This is a genomic window from Micromonospora sp. CPCC 205546 (genome assembly GCF_036902715.1).
Classification (GTDB): Bacteria; Actinomycetota; Actinomycetes; order Mycobacteriales; family Micromonosporaceae; genus Micromonospora.
In genome coordinates this window covers 1-14,637 of the sequence record NZ_JBAKHL010000110.1, presented here as the reverse complement: position 1 = coordinate 14,637, position 14,637 = coordinate 1, and the positions used below count along the sequence as shown (strand labels likewise).

14 protein-coding genes and 2 tRNA genes are annotated in these 14,637 nt (G+C 73.2%); 7 read left to right on the top strand and 9 right to left on the bottom strand.

Going from position 1 to position 14,637, the window contains the following annotated elements; translation table 11 throughout:
- The 4 genes from V6U77_RS28485 to V6U77_RS28470 all read right to left on the bottom strand — a co-directional run.
- The coding region (locus V6U77_RS28485; protein WP_334609840.1) for a hypothetical protein at positions 1-1,084 on the bottom strand (1,084 nt) is incomplete at its 3' end.
- A gap of 11 nt (positions 1,085-1,095) precedes the next feature.
- Complete coding sequence (locus V6U77_RS28480) at positions 1,096-1,812, bottom strand: DsbA family protein (protein WP_334609839.1); 717 nt, start codon at positions 1,810-1,812, stop codon at positions 1,096-1,098.
- The gene (locus V6U77_RS28475) at positions 1,805-2,329 is read right to left on the bottom strand and encodes a MauE/DoxX family redox-associated membrane protein (protein ID WP_334609838.1); all 525 of its coding nucleotides are present in this window, start codon (positions 2,327-2,329) and stop codon (positions 1,805-1,807) included. The genes V6U77_RS28480 and V6U77_RS28475 overlap by 8 nt, the downstream gene beginning before the upstream one ends.
- Before the next feature lie 31 nt (positions 2,330-2,360).
- Positions 2,361-2,951 (bottom strand): sigma factor-like helix-turn-helix DNA-binding protein, encoded by a 591-nt coding sequence (locus V6U77_RS28470; protein WP_334609837.1) that lies wholly within the window; start codon positions 2,949-2,951, stop codon positions 2,361-2,363.
- A 108-nt stretch (positions 2,952-3,059) separates the two neighbouring features.
- On the opposite strand from V6U77_RS28470, the gene V6U77_RS28465 reads away from it, so the two are divergent.
- The 4 genes from V6U77_RS28465 to V6U77_RS30125 all read left to right on the top strand — a co-directional run bounded on the left by V6U77_RS28465 (position 3,060) and on the right by V6U77_RS30125 (position 7,430).
- Positions 3,060-3,704, top strand: a complete 645-nt coding sequence (locus V6U77_RS28465; protein ID WP_334609836.1) for a zf-HC2 domain-containing protein — start codon at positions 3,060-3,062, stop codon at positions 3,702-3,704.
- 75 nt (positions 3,705-3,779) lie between these two features.
- Positions 3,780-5,444 (top strand): copper resistance CopC/CopD family protein, encoded by a 1,665-nt coding sequence (locus V6U77_RS28460; RefSeq protein WP_334609841.1) that lies wholly within the window; start codon positions 3,780-3,782, stop codon positions 5,442-5,444.
- A gap of 16 nt (positions 5,445-5,460) precedes the next feature.
- Positions 5,461-6,195 carry a YcnI family copper-binding membrane protein gene (locus V6U77_RS28455; RefSeq protein ID WP_334609835.1) on the top strand — a complete coding sequence of 245 codons (735 nt, stop codon included), beginning with the start codon at positions 5,461-5,463 and terminating at the stop codon, positions 6,193-6,195.
- A 140-nt stretch (positions 6,196-6,335) separates the two neighbouring features.
- Positions 6,336-7,430, top strand: a complete 1,095-nt coding sequence (locus tag V6U77_RS30125; protein WP_442934534.1) for a hypothetical protein — start codon at positions 6,336-6,338, stop codon at positions 7,428-7,430.
- A gap of 136 nt (positions 7,431-7,566) precedes the next feature.
- Here the strand turns inward: V6U77_RS30125 and V6U77_RS28445 are convergent, their stop codons facing one another.
- Positions 7,567-8,835: a glycosyltransferase family 87 protein gene (locus V6U77_RS28445; protein WP_334609834.1), complete on the bottom strand. Its 1,269-nt coding sequence runs from the start codon at positions 8,833-8,835 to the stop codon at positions 7,567-7,569.
- 75 nt (positions 8,836-8,910) lie between these two features.
- Here V6U77_RS28445 and orn point away from each other — a divergent pair, with 75 nt between their 5' ends.
- Both orn and V6U77_RS28435 read left to right on the top strand, forming a co-directional pair.
- Positions 8,911-9,501, top strand: coding sequence for an oligoribonuclease (gene orn, locus V6U77_RS28440; RefSeq protein ID WP_334609833.1), 591 nt, complete (start codon positions 8,911-8,913; stop codon positions 9,499-9,501).
- A 96-nt stretch (positions 9,502-9,597) separates the two neighbouring features.
- Positions 9,598-9,670: transfer RNA gene (locus V6U77_RS28435), tRNA-His, on the top strand.
- A 50-nt stretch (positions 9,671-9,720) separates the two neighbouring features.
- Here the strand turns inward: V6U77_RS28435 and V6U77_RS28430 are convergent.
- Positions 9,721-11,016, bottom strand: a complete 1,296-nt coding sequence (locus V6U77_RS28430; RefSeq protein ID WP_334609832.1) for a L,D-transpeptidase — start codon at positions 11,014-11,016, stop codon at positions 9,721-9,723.
- 227 nt (positions 11,017-11,243) lie between these two features.
- A complete protein-coding gene (locus tag V6U77_RS28425; RefSeq protein WP_334609831.1) occupies positions 11,244-12,521 on the bottom strand; it encodes a L,D-transpeptidase in 1,278 nt (425 codons plus the stop codon).
- A gap of 187 nt (positions 12,522-12,708) precedes the next feature.
- Between V6U77_RS28425 and V6U77_RS28420 the strand changes: the two genes are divergently transcribed.
- A tRNA-Lys gene (locus V6U77_RS28420) sits at positions 12,709-12,784 on the top strand.
- A gap of 28 nt (positions 12,785-12,812) precedes the next feature.
- On the opposite strand, the gene V6U77_RS28415 is transcribed toward V6U77_RS28420, so the two are convergent.
- Positions 12,813-14,120 carry a site-specific integrase gene (locus V6U77_RS28415; RefSeq protein ID WP_334609830.1) on the bottom strand — a complete coding sequence of 436 codons (1,308 nt, stop codon included), beginning with the start codon at positions 14,118-14,120 and terminating at the stop codon, positions 12,813-12,815.
- A gap of 308 nt (positions 14,121-14,428) precedes the next feature.
- Positions 14,429-14,637: transposase (locus V6U77_RS28410; RefSeq protein WP_334609829.1), on the bottom strand; the 209-nt coding region annotated here is incomplete at its 5' end.

Genomic DNA, 14,637 nt, shown 5'->3' with positions numbered 1-14,637 from the left:
GGGGGGGGGGGGGGGGGGGGGGGGGGGGGGGGGGGGGGGGGGGGGGGGGGAGGGTGGCGTGGAGACGGAGGGCGCCGGCGGCGGTGGCGCCGGCGCCGGCGACGAGGATCAGGGCGATCAGGATCCGGGCCGTCGTGGCCGGCCACGGTACGGGGGCGACGGCGCGGGCGAAGACGGCGGCGTTGGCCACTCCGGCGAAGAGCGCCAGGCAGGCCCCGGCCAGCGCCAGCGCGAAGTCGGCGGCCGGCCGGCGGGCCCACGCGAAGACCCCGGCGGCGACGGCGCCGAGCCCGGTCAGCAGCGCCCAGACCTGCCCGCCCAGCAGTCCGACCAGCACCCCGGCCACGCCCCGCGCGCCGGCGTCCAGCTCCCGGCCGACGGTGAACACCACGGCGGCCACCCCGCCGAGCACCAGCAGCGCGCCGAGCCCGGTCAGCGCCCGCGCGCCGGGCCCGGAGCGGGCCGGCAGCAACCCGAGCGCCCCCACGGCCAGCAGCCCGACCGTGGCGACCACCCACCAGACGTACGCGTCCGGCGGTGGCACCCAGTCGAGGGTGCCGCGGATCTCCCCGGCCTCGGTGCCGGTGCGCAGCGGCACCGTCCAGTCCCGCACCCGGTGCTCCCGGTCGGGGGCGGCACGCACCTGCGGCGGCGGCGCCGACTCCCGCCAGAGCGCCCGCTGGTCGTGCCAGCGCACCGTGGCGGAGCCGTCGACCCTTCGCCAGTCCGGGGCGGCGGCGGGGTTCGCCTCGGCCGGCAGCCGCGTGTCCCCGGCGATGGTCCGGTTCAGGTACGTCGCGGGGGAGCGGACGTTCTCGTACACGCCGTCGGGGCCGACCCGCAGGTAGGGCTCGCCGGAGTAGCCGAGCACCTCGACGGGGCGGTCGCCGGTGTTGGTCAGCTCCAGCCGCGCGCCCGCCTCGATCACCCGTACGCTCACACCCGGGCGGGCCGGGGTGACGGCGCTCACGGCGGTGCGGTAGTCGGTGCCGTCGGGGGCGTCCGCGCCGTGCGCGGCGGCCGGGCCGGCGAGCGCGACCGTCGCGGTCAACGCGCCGACGAGCACCAGACCGGCACGGGTCACCAGGTCGCGGATCACTTGCCGGCCGCCCCCACCGCCGCCTTGAGCCCCTCCGGGCTGCGGTCGGCGATCTCCTCGCCGTCGACCAGGATCGTCGGGGTGCTGGTGATGTTGGCCTTGCTGGCCTCCTCCGTCACGTGCTCGGTCCACGGCTTGAAGGTGCCCTCCCGCAGGCAGGAGGCGAAGCCGTCCCGGTCGATGCCGGCGCCCGCCGCGATGTCGACCAGTTCCTCGTCGCTGAGCCCCGCGCCGCCCTCCGGCGGCTGCCGGTCGAACAGCGCCTTGGCGTACTCCCGGTACCGGCCGACCTCCGCCGCGCAGCCGGAGGCGGCCGAGGACCGGGTCGAGTACTGGGTGCTGGAGAAGCGGTTCAGGTACGCCACCGGGTGGTAGACGACCCGGATCTTGCCCTCGCTGATGAGCTGGTCGATGGTCGGCCCGCTGGCCTGCTCGAACTGCTTGCAGGCCGGGCAGAGGAAGTCCTCGTAGATGTCGACGGTGACCGGGCCCGAGCCGGCGACGACCCCGGTGCCCGCCTCGTTCGCGCCGGTCGGCGCGGTGAAGTCGTCGGAGCGCTGGCTGGAGTAGACGCTCCAGCCGATGAGGCCGGCGACGACCAGGACGGCGACGGCGGCCACGGAGACCCAGAGCGTCCGCTTGCGTCGCCGCTCCCGGGCCAGCTGCTCGCGCACCACCCGGGCGGCGCCCTTCTGCCCCTTGCGACTACTCATCCTCGTCCTCCACGGATGCGTCCCCCGCCAGCCAGCCGTCCACCGAGACGGGCGTGCGGGGCCAGATCAGCAGGAAACCGGCCAGCGCCAGGAATCCCAGGTCCCGGAGGATCTCCGGGAGGTAGCTCGGGCTCTGGCCCTCGGCGAGCTCCCCGCCGGCGCCGAAGCAGCCGCAGTCGATGGCCAGGCCCCGGCTCCAGGCCGAGACGATGCCGACGACGAAGACCACCAGCAGCGCCGCGGAGACCCCGGCGGAGAGCCGGGTGGCCAGGCCGAGGAGCAGCAGCAGGCCCAGCGCCAGCTCGACGAAGGGCAGCGCCGCGCCGATCACCGTCGCGAGGTCGTACGGCATGACCTGGTAGGCGTTGACGGCGCGACCGGAGGCGGCCAGGTCACCGACCTTGCTGCCACCGGCGACCAGCCACACGGCGGCCAGGCCCAGCCGGACGGCGACACCCAGCCAGGGACGGACGGCGGGCCAGCGGGCGGCCCGGGTGTGCGGTGCGGTCACGATCATTGGTCGTCCCGTCCCCGGGGGAAGTTCCCGGTCATCCGGCGAGGGCGTCGCCGACCGCCTCGACGAGGTCGTTGCGGGCCCGGGCCACCCGGGAGCGGATGGTGCCCACCGGCACCCCCTCCACGGCGGCGGCCTCGGCGTACGACAGACCGAGCAGTTGGGTGAGCACGAACGCCGCGCGTCGCTCGGCGGGCAGCCGGCGCACCAGGTCGGTGGCGCCGAGCTGACCCGCGGGGTCCGGGTGCGGCCGGTCGGTCCAGGCGTGTGCGGCGAGCCGTTCGCCGAGGCGGCGGCGACGCACGACCGTGCGCAGGTGGTCGGCGCAGGCCCGGCGGGCGATGCCCAGCAGCCAGGTCCGCGCGCTGGAGCGCCCCTCGAACGCCGGCAGCGCCCGGAACGCCCGCAGGTAGGTCTCCTGGGTCAGGTCGTCGGCGCTGTCGGGGTCGACCAGCGCGGCGGTGAAGCGCCACACCTCGGCCTGGGTGGACCGGACGAACGCGGCCTGGGCGACCGGGTCCCCGTCGCGGGCGGCCAGGGCCCACTCGGTCGCCGACTCCCGCGCGGCGGCGCCCGCGTCACCGGTCGGACTGGCGGCGGGGGTCTCGCGCGGGGCGGGGATCACGACAGTCCAGGTTACGCCGCGGTGCCGGGGCCGGGAGGGTCCTTCGGCCCTTCCATGGCCTGCGCCACCTCGGGAACTATTCCGGCGTGGGGCACGACTACCCCCAACATGACATGCGACGACGTACGTGCGGCGCTGTCGGCGCGGCTGGACGGCGAGGACCCGCTGGCGGCGCCGGCGGTGCTGGACGCGCACACGCAGAGCTGCCCCGGCTGCCGCGCCTGGCTGACCCGCGCCGAGCAGGTGACCCGGCTGGTCCGGGTGCGGGCGGTGGCGGTGCCGGACCTGACCGCGTCGGTGCTGGCGGCGGTTGCCGCCGACCCGCTGGCGGCCGGGCGTACGCGGGCGGCGTCCCGCGCGGCCCGCCGTCAGGTGCTGCGGGTGGCGGTGGCGGTGGCCGCCGTCGCCCAGCTGTCGATCGCGCTGCCGGTGCTGCTCGCCGGGTTGGGCGTGACCGTCGACCCGCACACCAGCCGCGAGATGGCCTCCTTCGACGTGGCGCTGGCCGTCGGCTTCGCGCTGGCCGCGTGGCGGCCCGAGCGGGCGCGTGCGTTCGTGCCCGTGGCGCTGGTGCTGGCGGTCTGCCTGGCCGGCACCAGCGCGGTGGACATCGCCAACTCGACGACCGTCCTGGTGCACGAGGTCGGCCACCTGGCCGCGGTGGTGCAGGCGGGGCTGCTGTGGGCGCTGGGACGGGTCAGCGACGAACCGGACCGCCGGCCGTCGATCGCACTCCTGGCCCGCCATGGCTGACGTCGCGCCGCCCGGGCGGGTTCCGGCGGCGCCGGGCGGGGCCGGCGTCGCGCCGGGTCGGTCGGATTCGAGAGCATTGCCGGCATGAGTGTCGCCAACCGCCGCTGGACCGCCCGGCTGATCGCCACCGCCGGCCTGCTGGTCACCGTCGTCGCCCTGTTGATCGCCCCGGCGGGCCCCGCCCGTGCCCACGCGGTGCTGGTGAGCAGCAGCCCGATCGCCTCGTCGGTGGTGTCGAACGCGCCGGCGGAGGTCGTGCTGACCTTCAGCGAGGCCGTACGCAAGGTGCCCGGCAAGATCAGGGTGATCGCACCGGACGGCTCCCGCGCCGACCGCGGCGAACCGACCTTCGAGGGCACCGTGGTCACCGTGCCGGTCGACTCCGCCGGGGAGCGCGGCACCTACCTGGTCAGCTACCGGGTGATCTCCGCCGACAGCCACCCCGTCTCGGGCGCGTTCACCTACTCCGTCGGCGCCCCCTCGACCCCACCGGTCGACAGCGGGGACGACAGCCGGGCCGACCCGGTCGTCGGCAACGCGGTCAAGGTCGCCAAGTACGCCGGCTACGCCGGCCTGCTGCTGCTCGTCGGCCCGGCGCTGGTGCTCGCCGCGCTCTGGCCCCGGCGGCTGCCGCGGCGGGGCCCGGCCCGCCTGGCCTGGGCGGGGCTCGGCACGCTGGCGGTCGCCACGGTGGCGAACCTCCTGCTCCAGGTCCCCTACACCGCCGGCGGGTCGGTGTGGGACGTGACCGGCGAGGGGCTGAGCGAGGTGCTGGGCAGTTCCTTCGGCGCGGCGCACCTGGTCCGGCTGGGGCTGTTGGCCGCGGCGGCGTTCCTGCTGCGGCCCCTGATGGCGGGGCCGGTCGAGCGCAGCGACCTGGTGATCCTGGGCGTGCTCGGGGCGGCGGCGCTGGTGACCTGGCCGCTGGCCGGGCACCCGGCGGCCTCGCCCGCCCCGGCGGTCTCCGTCGTCGTCGACGCCGTGCACCTGGGCGGCATGGCGGTCTGGATGGGCGGGCTGGTGATGCTCGCGGCCTTCCTGCTGCCCTGGGCCGACGAGCGGGAGTTGGGCGCGATCCTGCCGATCTGGTCGCGCTGGGCGGCGCTGGCCGTCTCGGCGCTGCTGCTCGCCGGCACCGTCCAGGCGTTGATCGAGGTGGCCACCCCCCGCGCGCTGGTCGACACCTTCTACGGGCGGCTGGTGCTGGGCAAGATCGGGCTCTTCGTGCTGGTGATCGCGGTGGCCGCGTACTCCCGGCAACTGGTGCGCCGCCGCACCGCGGCCGGCCGGCCGACGTCGATGCGGCGGGCGGTCTGGGCGGAGCTGGCGATCACGGCGGTGGTCCTCGGCCTGTCCGCCGTGCTGGTGCAGACCACCCCGGCCCGCACCGCCGGCGCCGACGTGGCCGGCGCGACGGGCGGCTTCTTCTCCACGACGCTGTCCAGCCCGAACTACTCCCTGCAGATCGAGCTGGACCCGGCCGAGCGGGGCAACAACACCGTGCACTTCTACGCGTACACGAAGGACAACCGGCCCCAGCCGGTGGTGGAGTGGCGGGCCACGGCCGCCCTGCCGGCGGCGGGGATCGAACCGATCCGGGTCCCGCTGCTGCCGCTGACCGACAACCACGCCACCGGAGAGATCAACTTCCCGGCGGCGGGGGAGTGGCAGTTGCGCATCACCGTCCGCACGTCGGACATCGACCAGGCCACGGTGACCGCCACCGTGCCGATCAGGTAACAGGAAGGCCCGCAGCATGATCCGTCTCCGGCGTACCGCAAGCGCCGCCGCGGCCCTGGCGCTCGGCGCCGTCGCCACCGCCGTCCTCGGCTTCGCGACGCCCGCCTCGGCCCACGTCACGGTCAACCCGAAGGAGGCCACCCAGGGCGGCTACGGCCGGTTCGCCTTCCGGGTGCCGAACGAGAGCGACACGGCCTCCACCACCAAACTGGAGGTGGTGCTCCCGGAGAACGCGCCCGTCGGCTCCGTGTCGACCATGCCGGTGCCCGGCTGGACGGTGGCGGTGGAGAAGCGCAAGGTGGACCCACCGGTCGAGGTGCACGGCAGCCAGCTCAGCGAGGTCGTCTCCAAGCTCACCTGGACGGCCACCGGGGACGCGGCCGTCAAGCCCGGGCAGTTCCAGGAGTTCCCGGTCTCGATGGGGCCGCTGCCGCAGGTCGGGACGATGGTCTTCAAGACGTTGCAGACCTACTCCGACGGCAACGTGCAGCGGTGGATCGAGGAGCCGCTGCCCGGCGGCGAGGAGCCGGAGAGCCCCGCCCCGGTGCTCACCCTCGCGGCTGCCTCGCCGTCCGCCGCCCCCACCGGCGCCGCGGCTCCGCAGGCCGACGCCGACGATGACGACGCCGCCGACGACGACGGCGTGGCCACCGGGCTCGCGGTCGCCGGCCTGGTCGCCGGCGTGGGCGGCCTGCTGCTCGGCGGGCTCGCGTTCTCGCGTACGCGGCGGGCGCCGACGTCGCGGGAGTGACCTGTACCGCCCGCCGGCCCGTCGGAGATCCCTCCGGCGGGCCGGCCGCTTTCCGGACCCGTGCCGTGGATATCCGCTGATCAGTCGCCCCGCGTCGGTAAGGTCGGCCGGGTATCCGGCTACGGAGGGGGACGAAGCGAATGCGGTTCGTGCGGGTGGTCGCCGCCATGCTGCTGCTGACGGTCGGGATCACGGCGTTGCTCGCCGGCGGGGCGCTCGCGCTGCTCGCCCGGCAGGCCGACCCGGGTGGCGCCTTCAGCGCCCGGTTCGAGACCGTGCAGACCCCCGGTCACGCGGTGATCGTCCGGGACGTCGACGAGCTGCTGCGGGCCGAGGCGCCGTTCGCCCGGGCCGGGCAGTCCCGGCTCCGGCTGGACGCGCGGACCCCCGACGGCCCGGCCTTCGTCGGGCTGGCCCCCGCCGACGAGGTGCGGCGCTGGCTCGACCCGGTCCCGCACGCCGAGGTACGCCGGGTGGCCTTGGCCCGCGGACCGCTGCCGGTCCGGTTGCAGCCCGCCGGTGCCGCGCCGTCCGCCGCTCCCGGGCCGTCCGCCGGTGCCACGCCGCCGGCCGCTCCCGGGCCGTCCGCCGTGCCCACGCCGTCCGTCGCCACCGGGCCGATCGGCCAGCCCTTCTGGGTGCGTGAGGGGATCGGCGGGTTGGAGTGGACCCCGGGGGAGTTGGCCGACCGGCGGCTCAGCCTGGTGGTGATGCGCCCCGACGGGCGGGCCGACCTGACCCTGCAACTGCGCGCGGGCCTACGCGCCGGCTGGACCGCTCCGGCGACCGCCGGGCTGCTGGCCGGCGGGGTGCTGGCGGTGGCGCTGGCCCTGCTCCTGCTGCGCCCGGTGCGCCCCCGGGAGGTGGTCTTCGTGGTCGAGCCCGACCAGGTGCCGGTGCTCGCCGGCCGCCTCGGGGTGACCTCGCTCAGCGGCCTCGGCGCGCAGCCGACCCGGGACAGCGACCGGTCCCACGTCGCGGGGCGTCAGCTCGCCTCGGTCGGCGCCCCTGCCACGGGGGTCCCGCCGGCGATCGGGCCGGTGCCCGCCCGTCGCCCCGCGACGCTCGCCGACCTCGCCGGAGGCGACCCGGCGCGCCGGCCGCCCGAGGTGAACCTCACGCTGGCCTGGCCGCCCGTCGCCGGCGAGGAGACGGCCGACCCGGTCGACGTGGAGGTCGGCCCGCCCTCCACCGCTGCCGACGTCCGCCAGCAGTCGCCGGACGACCCACGCTGACCCGCGCACCCCGAGGCCGGCCCAGGGCGGCGAACGGCCCTCCGCGCTGCCGACGCGGAGGGCCGCCCTCACCGGGGGATCGGTGCTACCCGAGAGACGTCTGAGATAGTTGGGACCAGATTAGCGACGAACGGGGTTACTTGGGAAGAGTGTCCGTTTGATGCGACCTGCCGCGCTGACGTCGCACCGGCAGGGTCACCAACAGCAGCAGGCTCAGCAGCACGTACGTGTTGCGGGCCAGGAACTCGCCCGGCGAGTCCGTACGCACCGCGGCCACGCCCCAGTCGTGGAAGGTCACCACCCCGTACACGATGAGGGCGGAGGTGCCGACGGCGAGCGCCACCAGCCGACGTCGCCGGCGGGCGCCCTCGCCGGTCGTGGGGTCGGTGCTCAGCGCGGCGTCCGCCAGCACCACCACCGCCGGGATGAACCAGTAGATGTGGTGGGTCCAGGTGATGGGGCTGACCAGCGCGCCGACCAGCCCGGTGAGGGCGAGGCCGGTGAGCGCGTCCCCCGCGCGGGCGGCCCGCGCGGCACGCCACAGCCCGTACCCGGCGACGAGTGCGACCAGCAGCAGCCACAGCACCTGGCTGGGCTTCTCCGGGGCGGTGATACGGCTGAGCAGGCCGAACAGCGACTGGTTGCCGGTGTAGTCGGTGCGACCGACCCGGTCGGTGGCCCACAGCTCGTGGGTCCAGAACCGCCACGAGTCGCGCGGCGCGACCGCTGCGGCGAGCAGGGTCGCGGCGGCGGCCGTCACGCTCGCCACCACCGCCGCCCGCCAGCGGCGGGTGACCAGCAGGTAGACGATGAAGATGCCCGGGAAGAGCTTGAGCGCCGTCGCCAACCCGATGCCCACACCGGCCCACCGGCTCGCCCGGGGTACGGCGAAGAGCAGGTCCGCCAGGATCAGCACGACCAGCAACATGTTGATCTGACCGAAGGTGATCGTCTCGCGGGTGCTCTCGACGGCGAGCACCAGCAGGACGGCCACGGTGAGGGTGAACACACGGGGCAGCCCGTGCCGGGCGATCACCGGCGCGAGCAGCCACCGGGTGGTCACCACCACCGCCAGTACGGTCAGGGCCGTGAAGATCGTCACGGCGGCGCCCAGCGGCAGCAGCGCGAACGGGCGCAGCAGCAGCGCGCTGAACGGCGGGTACGTGAAGAAGAGCTCGCCCTGCACCCGGTCGGGCTGGGCGTAGTCGTAGAGGGGGTTGCCGGCCGCCCACCAGTCCATCGCCCGCATGTAGATCTTCAGGTCGAAGAAGTCGTGCACCAGGCCGGGCAGGTAGAGCGCCGGCAGCATGGCGATCAGCGCCAGCACGGCGACGAGCCGACGGACCGTACGGCCACCGGGATCGTCGTCGGTGACGGCGGGCGGTGCGGCGGGTTCGGCTGGCACGGGGAAACCCTAGCGGTCACCTCGCGCCCTGGTGCGCGGGCGCGCGGCCGGGCGGGCTGCGCGTAGGCTGTCCCGGTGGCTGATCTTCTCGTCTGGATCGACTGTGAGATGACCGGGTTGGACCTCGGCGGCGACAAGCTGATCGAGGTCGCCGCGCTCGTCACCGATCCGGATCTCAACGTGCTCGGAGACGGCGTCGACGTGGTGATCCACGCCGACGAGGCGGCGCTGGCGGCGATGCCGGAGATCGTGGCGACGATGCACGCGAAGTCGGGGCTGACCGAGGAGGTCCGGCGCTCGACGGTGACCCTCGCCGAGGCCGAGGACATGGTCCTGGACTACGTCACCACCCACGTGAAGGACCCGCGCACCGCCCCGCTGTGCGGCAACTCGATCGCCACCGACCGGGGCTTCATCACCCGGGACATGCCGCGCCTCGACGCGCACCTGCACTACCGGATGATCGACGTCTCGTCGATCAAGGAACTGTGCCGCCGCTGGTACCCGCGGGTCTACTTCGGCCAGCCCCAGAAGGGGCTCGCGCACCGGGCCCTGGCCGACATCCGGGAGAGCATCCGGGAGCTGGAGTACTACCGGCGGACCCTCTTCGTGCCCCTGCCCGGGCCGGACGTGGAGACCGCGAAGGCGATCGCCGCCGAGCTCTGAGCCGACCGACGGAACCCGCTGGACGCGGCGGGCGGGGGTGGGGCTATTATTGGTCCGCACCCCGCCCGGGGCGATCGACCGGGCGAGGAAGGCATGGTGGCTGTAGCTCAGTTGGCAGAGCACCGGGTTGTGGTCCCGGTTGTCGTGGGTTCAATTCCCATCAGTCACCCGGTTACCGAAGGCCCCCTCCGCGCGGAGGGGGCCTTCGGCGTTCCGGGCTCAGGTGGTCGGGGTGGCCGAGGGCTCGGCGCTCTCCTCGGGTGCGGTGTCGGTCGGCGGCTCGTACGGCAGGGCGCTGCCCTTGACGTACTGCTCCCAGCTCATGTTCCAGTCGGTCCAGCCGTTGCCGTTCTGCAGCTTGCGCTCGGTGCCCTTGACCGTGATCGGGTCGCCGACGCGGGTGTTGGCGAACAGCCAGGCGCCGTTGGCCATCGAGACGTTCACGCAGCCGTGCGAGACGTTCACCCGGCCCTGCTGCCCCTCCGACCAGGGCGCGGCGTGGATGAACTCGCCGCCCCAGGTCAGCCGCTGGGCGTAGTCGATCTTCGTGCGGTAGCCCTCCTCGGGACCCAGCTCCTCGAAGGTGTCGAAGACCGTCTTGCGCAGCTTCTCGATCACCACCATGGTGCCGCTGGAGGACGGGGTGCTCTTCTTGCCCAGGCTGACCGGGATGGTCTTGATCACAGAGCCGTTCTTCGTGACCGTCATCCGCTTGGTCTTGTTGTCCACCGTCATGACCACCGCCGGGCCGATCTTGATGCCGACGCTCAGGTCCGCCCGGCCGTACCAACCGTCGCCCAGCGGCAGGCCGCCGGCCTGGACGCGGTAGGAGACCTCGCTGTCGGCCTGCCAGAACGTCTTCGGGCGGTAGCGGATCTCGGTGGGGCTGACCCAGTGCCAGATGCCCTCCTGGGCCGGCGAGGAGGTGACCGTCATCCGGCTCTGCACGTCGTCGCGGTAGTCCTCCGGAACGGCCCGGCTGAACTTCACGATCAGCGGCATACCGACGCCGACGACCTGGTCGTCGCCCAGGAAGCTGCTGATCCGCACCTGCTTGCCGGGCTTCGCCATGGTGGTGAAGGTGCTGGTCGCCGTGGCCGGCTTACCGTCGTCGCCGGTCGCCGTCACCGTCGCGGTGTACGTCTCGCCGTACTTCAACGCGCCGGTGGGCAGCCAGCTCTTCCCGTCGGCGGCCAACGCGCCCTCGACGGCCGCGCCGGCGGAGTCCTTCAGTTCGACGCTGGTCTCCTCGGCCTCCGTCGCCGTGAAGGTGATGCCGGTCGAGGCGGGCACGTCCTTCGCGTCGGCCCTGGGCTCGACGATGACGGCCGCCGCCTTCGGCGCGGCGGGCTGGTCGGCGCCGTTCTGCCATCCCGAGGGCTTGCCCCCGCCGCCGTCGGTGCAGGCGGAGGCCAGCGCGAGCGTCACGGCGAGCACCGCCGCCGCGAACCCGCGACGTCGGCCGTCCCGCCGGTCGTCGCCGCGCCGGATCAGCTGGTTGTGGACAGCTCGCATGATTTCCTCACAGTCGTGGTCCCCGGTTGCCCATCGTCCCTCACTGACGCACGGTGACAGGTACCCGTTCCGCAAGGTGAACCGAAACACGCCGTACGAGATGTCCGCATGTTGATAAGATCCGGGGCTTTCCGGAGGAATGCTCGCCTTCCGGCGCGACCGGGCCCACGAGGACGGCGACCGGCCCGCGGGCGCGGGCCGGTCGCCGGATCGTCGCTCGGGTGTCCTCAGAAGGCCGGTGCCTCGCCGCTCTGGGGTACCGGCACGGCGCTGCCCTTGACGAACTCGGACCAGCTCAGGCTCCACGCCGTCCAGCCGTTGCCCGGCACCAGCTTGCGCTCGGTGCCCTTGATGGTGATCGGGTCGCCCACCTTGGTCTTGCCGAACAGCCAGCGGGCGTTCGCCATGGAGACGTTGACGCAGCCGTGTGAGACGTTCTGCCGACCCTGCACGTGCTCCGACCAGGGCGCCGCGTGGATGTACTCGCCGCCCCAGGTGAGCCGCTGGGCGAAGTCGATGTCCGTGACGTAGCGGTTCGCCGGGTCCGGATCGTCACGGGTGTCGAAGACCGTGGACTCCTTCTTCTCCATCACGACCATCGTGCCGCTGGAGGAGGGGGTCTTCTTCTTGCCCAGGCTCACCGGCAGGGTGCGGACCACCTGGCCGTCCTCGTACACCGTCATCTTCTTGGTGGCGTTGTCCACCGTCATCTCGAAGGCCCGGCCGATCTTGGCGGTCGCCGTGCGGTCGACGTTGCCGTAGCGGCCGTTGCTCAGCGGGATGCCGGCCAGCGCGATGCGGACGGTGAGCGTGGTGCCGGGCTTCCAGTACTCGGGCGCGCGGTAGTAGGCCTGGGTGCCGTTCTCCACCCAGTGCCAGGCGCCCGGCTGCGGCGGGTCGGTCTGCACGAACATGCGCTTCTGCACCGCGGCCCGGTCCTTCTTCGGGATCCCCGGGTGGAACTCGGTCACCACCGGCATCGCCACGCCGTAGGTCTTGTCGTCGAAGAGGTAGAGACCGGAGCTGATCACCGACCTGGGCTTCGCCATCGTCGTGAAGGTGCTCGTGCCCTGGCTGGTCACCCCGCCGGAGCCGGTGGCGGTGACCGTGGCCGTGTAGCGGGTGCCGTACTTCAGCGGCTTCGACGGCACCCAGGACGAGCCGTCGGCGCGCAGGCGCCCCTCGACCCGGCTACCGTTCGCGGCGGTCAGCGTGACGCTGGACACCTTCCCGCCGCCGGGCACCTCTGCGCTGATCTCGGAGCTGACCGGCCTGTTCTTCCCCCCGTCGGTCGGGCTCACCTTCAGCGGCGGACCGCTCGGCGCGGCCGGGGCGCCCGGCTCGGCGGCCGTGCCCGTCGCGCCCGGTTCGGCGGACGCGGCCGGCGCGGTGCCGCCGACGAACTCCGCCTTCTTCTCCTGCTTCGCGTCGCAGCCCGTCAGAGCCAGCGACGCCACCAGGCCGAGGGCGCCCACCATCGCCCCGGCCCGCGCGAACATGCCCATCCCCACCTCTGTTCTCGCGTACCTGGCGCACATCGTGCCGCATGGCCGCCCCTCATCCGCCCCCTGTCGTCGTCTGGCCATATGTTTTGTCCGTGAATGCCCGTTAAGCTCGACCGAAGGGGGGACCCGGGGATCGGATTGGAACCCCGATCGGGAGGCGTGCTAATCTTCTCCCCGTTGCCAGCGAGCGCCGCTAGCTCAACTGGCAGAGCAGCGGACTCTTAATCCGCGGGTTCGGGGTTCGAGTCCCTGGCGGCGCACCAGCAATGATCAGGCCGTATAGCCATCTGGCTATGCGGCCTTGATCTTTGGGTGTCGTTTGGGTGTCACGTGGGCGCGGCCAGCCCCTGGGTGGGGCTCGCGCCGGCTTCTGGTTCCTGGCAACGTTTTGGGCCGTCGGGCGGTGGGTGTTGCTGCGGTTCGTGGGTGTCGTGTGGGTGTCCGGTGCTTGCGGCCGGGGACGCGGGCTGCGGCGGCCAGGACGAGGCGGGCGGTTGCTTCGGCGACGGTGAAGTGCAGGTCGAGCAGGACGCTGGTGTAGGTGTCGGCGGTGAGCACGATGCTGGTGTGACCGAGTTGCTCCTGAACGGCTTTCAGGTCGGCGCCTGCGCTGTGGGCGAGGCTGGCCGCGCCGTGGCGCAGGTCGTGCAGACGGACGGGTGGGAGACCGGAGTCGGTCACGAGGCGCCGGAAGTGGCGGGTCAGGTAGTCCGGGTGTAGCGGCTGCCCGTCCGGTTGTGTGAAGACGTAGCCGGAGTCCGTCCAGTCGGCTGTGTGCTCTGTCTGCTCGGTGAGTTGTCGGCGGCGGTGTTGGCGCAGGATCGTGACGGTGGTGTGGTCCAGGGCGATGGTGCGTCGGCTGGCGGCGGTCTTGGGTGGGCCGACGGTGACGGTCTGGCCGTAGGCGATGCGTTGTTGGTCGATGGTGATCACCCGGCCGTCGAGGTCGACGTCGACCCAGCGCAGTCCGGCGGTTTCGCCGCGGCGCAGGCCGCGCAGGCTGATGAGCCACCACATCGCGGTGAGCCGGTCGTCGGCGGTGTGGTTGAGGAAGTGTGCCAACTGCTGGGTGGTCCAGACCGCGACGGCATAGCGTTCGCCGTGTTGGCGCCAGGCCTGTACCCGGTGGTCGGTCCAGACTCGGGCCTGGGGTCGTCTCGGTTTGGCCAGTCTGACGAATCGCGCCGGGTTGTCGCGCAGGAGCCCGTGCCGGATCGCGGCGTTGAGGGCGGAGCGCAAGGTGGCGCGGATGCGGTGCAGCGTCGACGGGGTCGGCGGCCGGCCGTGGCGGTTGGGTGTTTGGGCGATGTCGGCGAACGTCGCCGTGACGTGGAGGTTGGTGAGGTCGGTCAGGCGGTGGCGCCCGAGGTGAGGGATGAGCTGGTGCTCGACGTGGTCGGTGTAGGAGCGCAGTGTGCTGGGGCGGATGCCGAGGTTGGTCGTCAGCCAGTAGCGCAGCCAGCGGGACACCGTCCAGGTGTCGCTGGTGCATTCCTCGGTCGACCTGGCCAGCAGCGCGTCCCGCGCCCGCTCGGCATCCCCACGGGTCAGATACCCGCCGCTTCGGACACGTTCCCGCCGCCCGGTGAGGGTGCTCACCGAGCAGTGGAAGTACCAACTGCCGTGACCACGCCGGCTCAGCAGTTGGCAGGTTGACTCCAGGCGTTGCCTGGTTTCCGGGTGGCGACACCCGCATCGCTTCAGGATCACTCCGTTGCCACGCATCGCAGTACCTCCAGGTTGAGTAGGTGACCTCTGCCTACCAACCTGTGCCCCTCATCAGACCCGCGTACGAGGCTCCGCCCAACCCGGCCACTTCTCGCGCGGGAGATGCTACGCAAGATCGCATCGCAGCCCCTGCGGCGGTGTGGGGCCTGTCTCGCTAAGGGTGTTTCCGGCGATCTTGGTTAGTAGGTCTCGGCGTTCGGGAAGCGGTCGCTGAAGGTGATGGCGAAGGCGTTCAATGCGGGTTTCCAGCGCATGGTCCATCGGGTTCTGCCTGCTCCGGTGGGGTCCAGGGACCTTGTCACCAGGTACAGACACTTCAACGCGGCCTGCTCGTTGGGGAAGTGGCCGCGGGCCTTGACCGCCCGCCGGTAGCGGGCGTTCAAGGATT

Coding starts and splice junctions, on each gene's coding strand:
- V6U77_RS28430 (WP_334609832.1), bottom strand. CDS start 11,016: ATGCGAGCTGTCCACAACCAGCTGATCCGGCGCGGCGACGACCGGCGG.
- V6U77_RS28475 (WP_334609838.1), bottom strand. CDS start 2,329: ATGATCGTGACCGCACCGCACACCCGGGCCGCCCGCTGGCCCGCCGTC.
- V6U77_RS28465 (WP_334609836.1), top strand. CDS start 3,060: ATGACATGCGACGACGTACGTGCGGCGCTGTCGGCGCGGCTGGACGGC.
- V6U77_RS28425 (WP_334609831.1), bottom strand. CDS start 12,521: ATGGGCATGTTCGCGCGGGCCGGGGCGATGGTGGGCGCCCTCGGCCTG.
- V6U77_RS28455 (WP_334609835.1), top strand. CDS start 5,461: ATGATCCGTCTCCGGCGTACCGCAAGCGCCGCCGCGGCCCTGGCGCTC.
- V6U77_RS30125 (WP_442934534.1), top strand. CDS start 6,336: ATGCGGTTCGTGCGGGTGGTCGCCGCCATGCTGCTGCTGACGGTCGGG.
- V6U77_RS28480 (WP_334609839.1), bottom strand. CDS start 1,812: ATGAGTAGTCGCAAGGGGCAGAAGGGCGCCGCCCGGGTGGTGCGCGAG.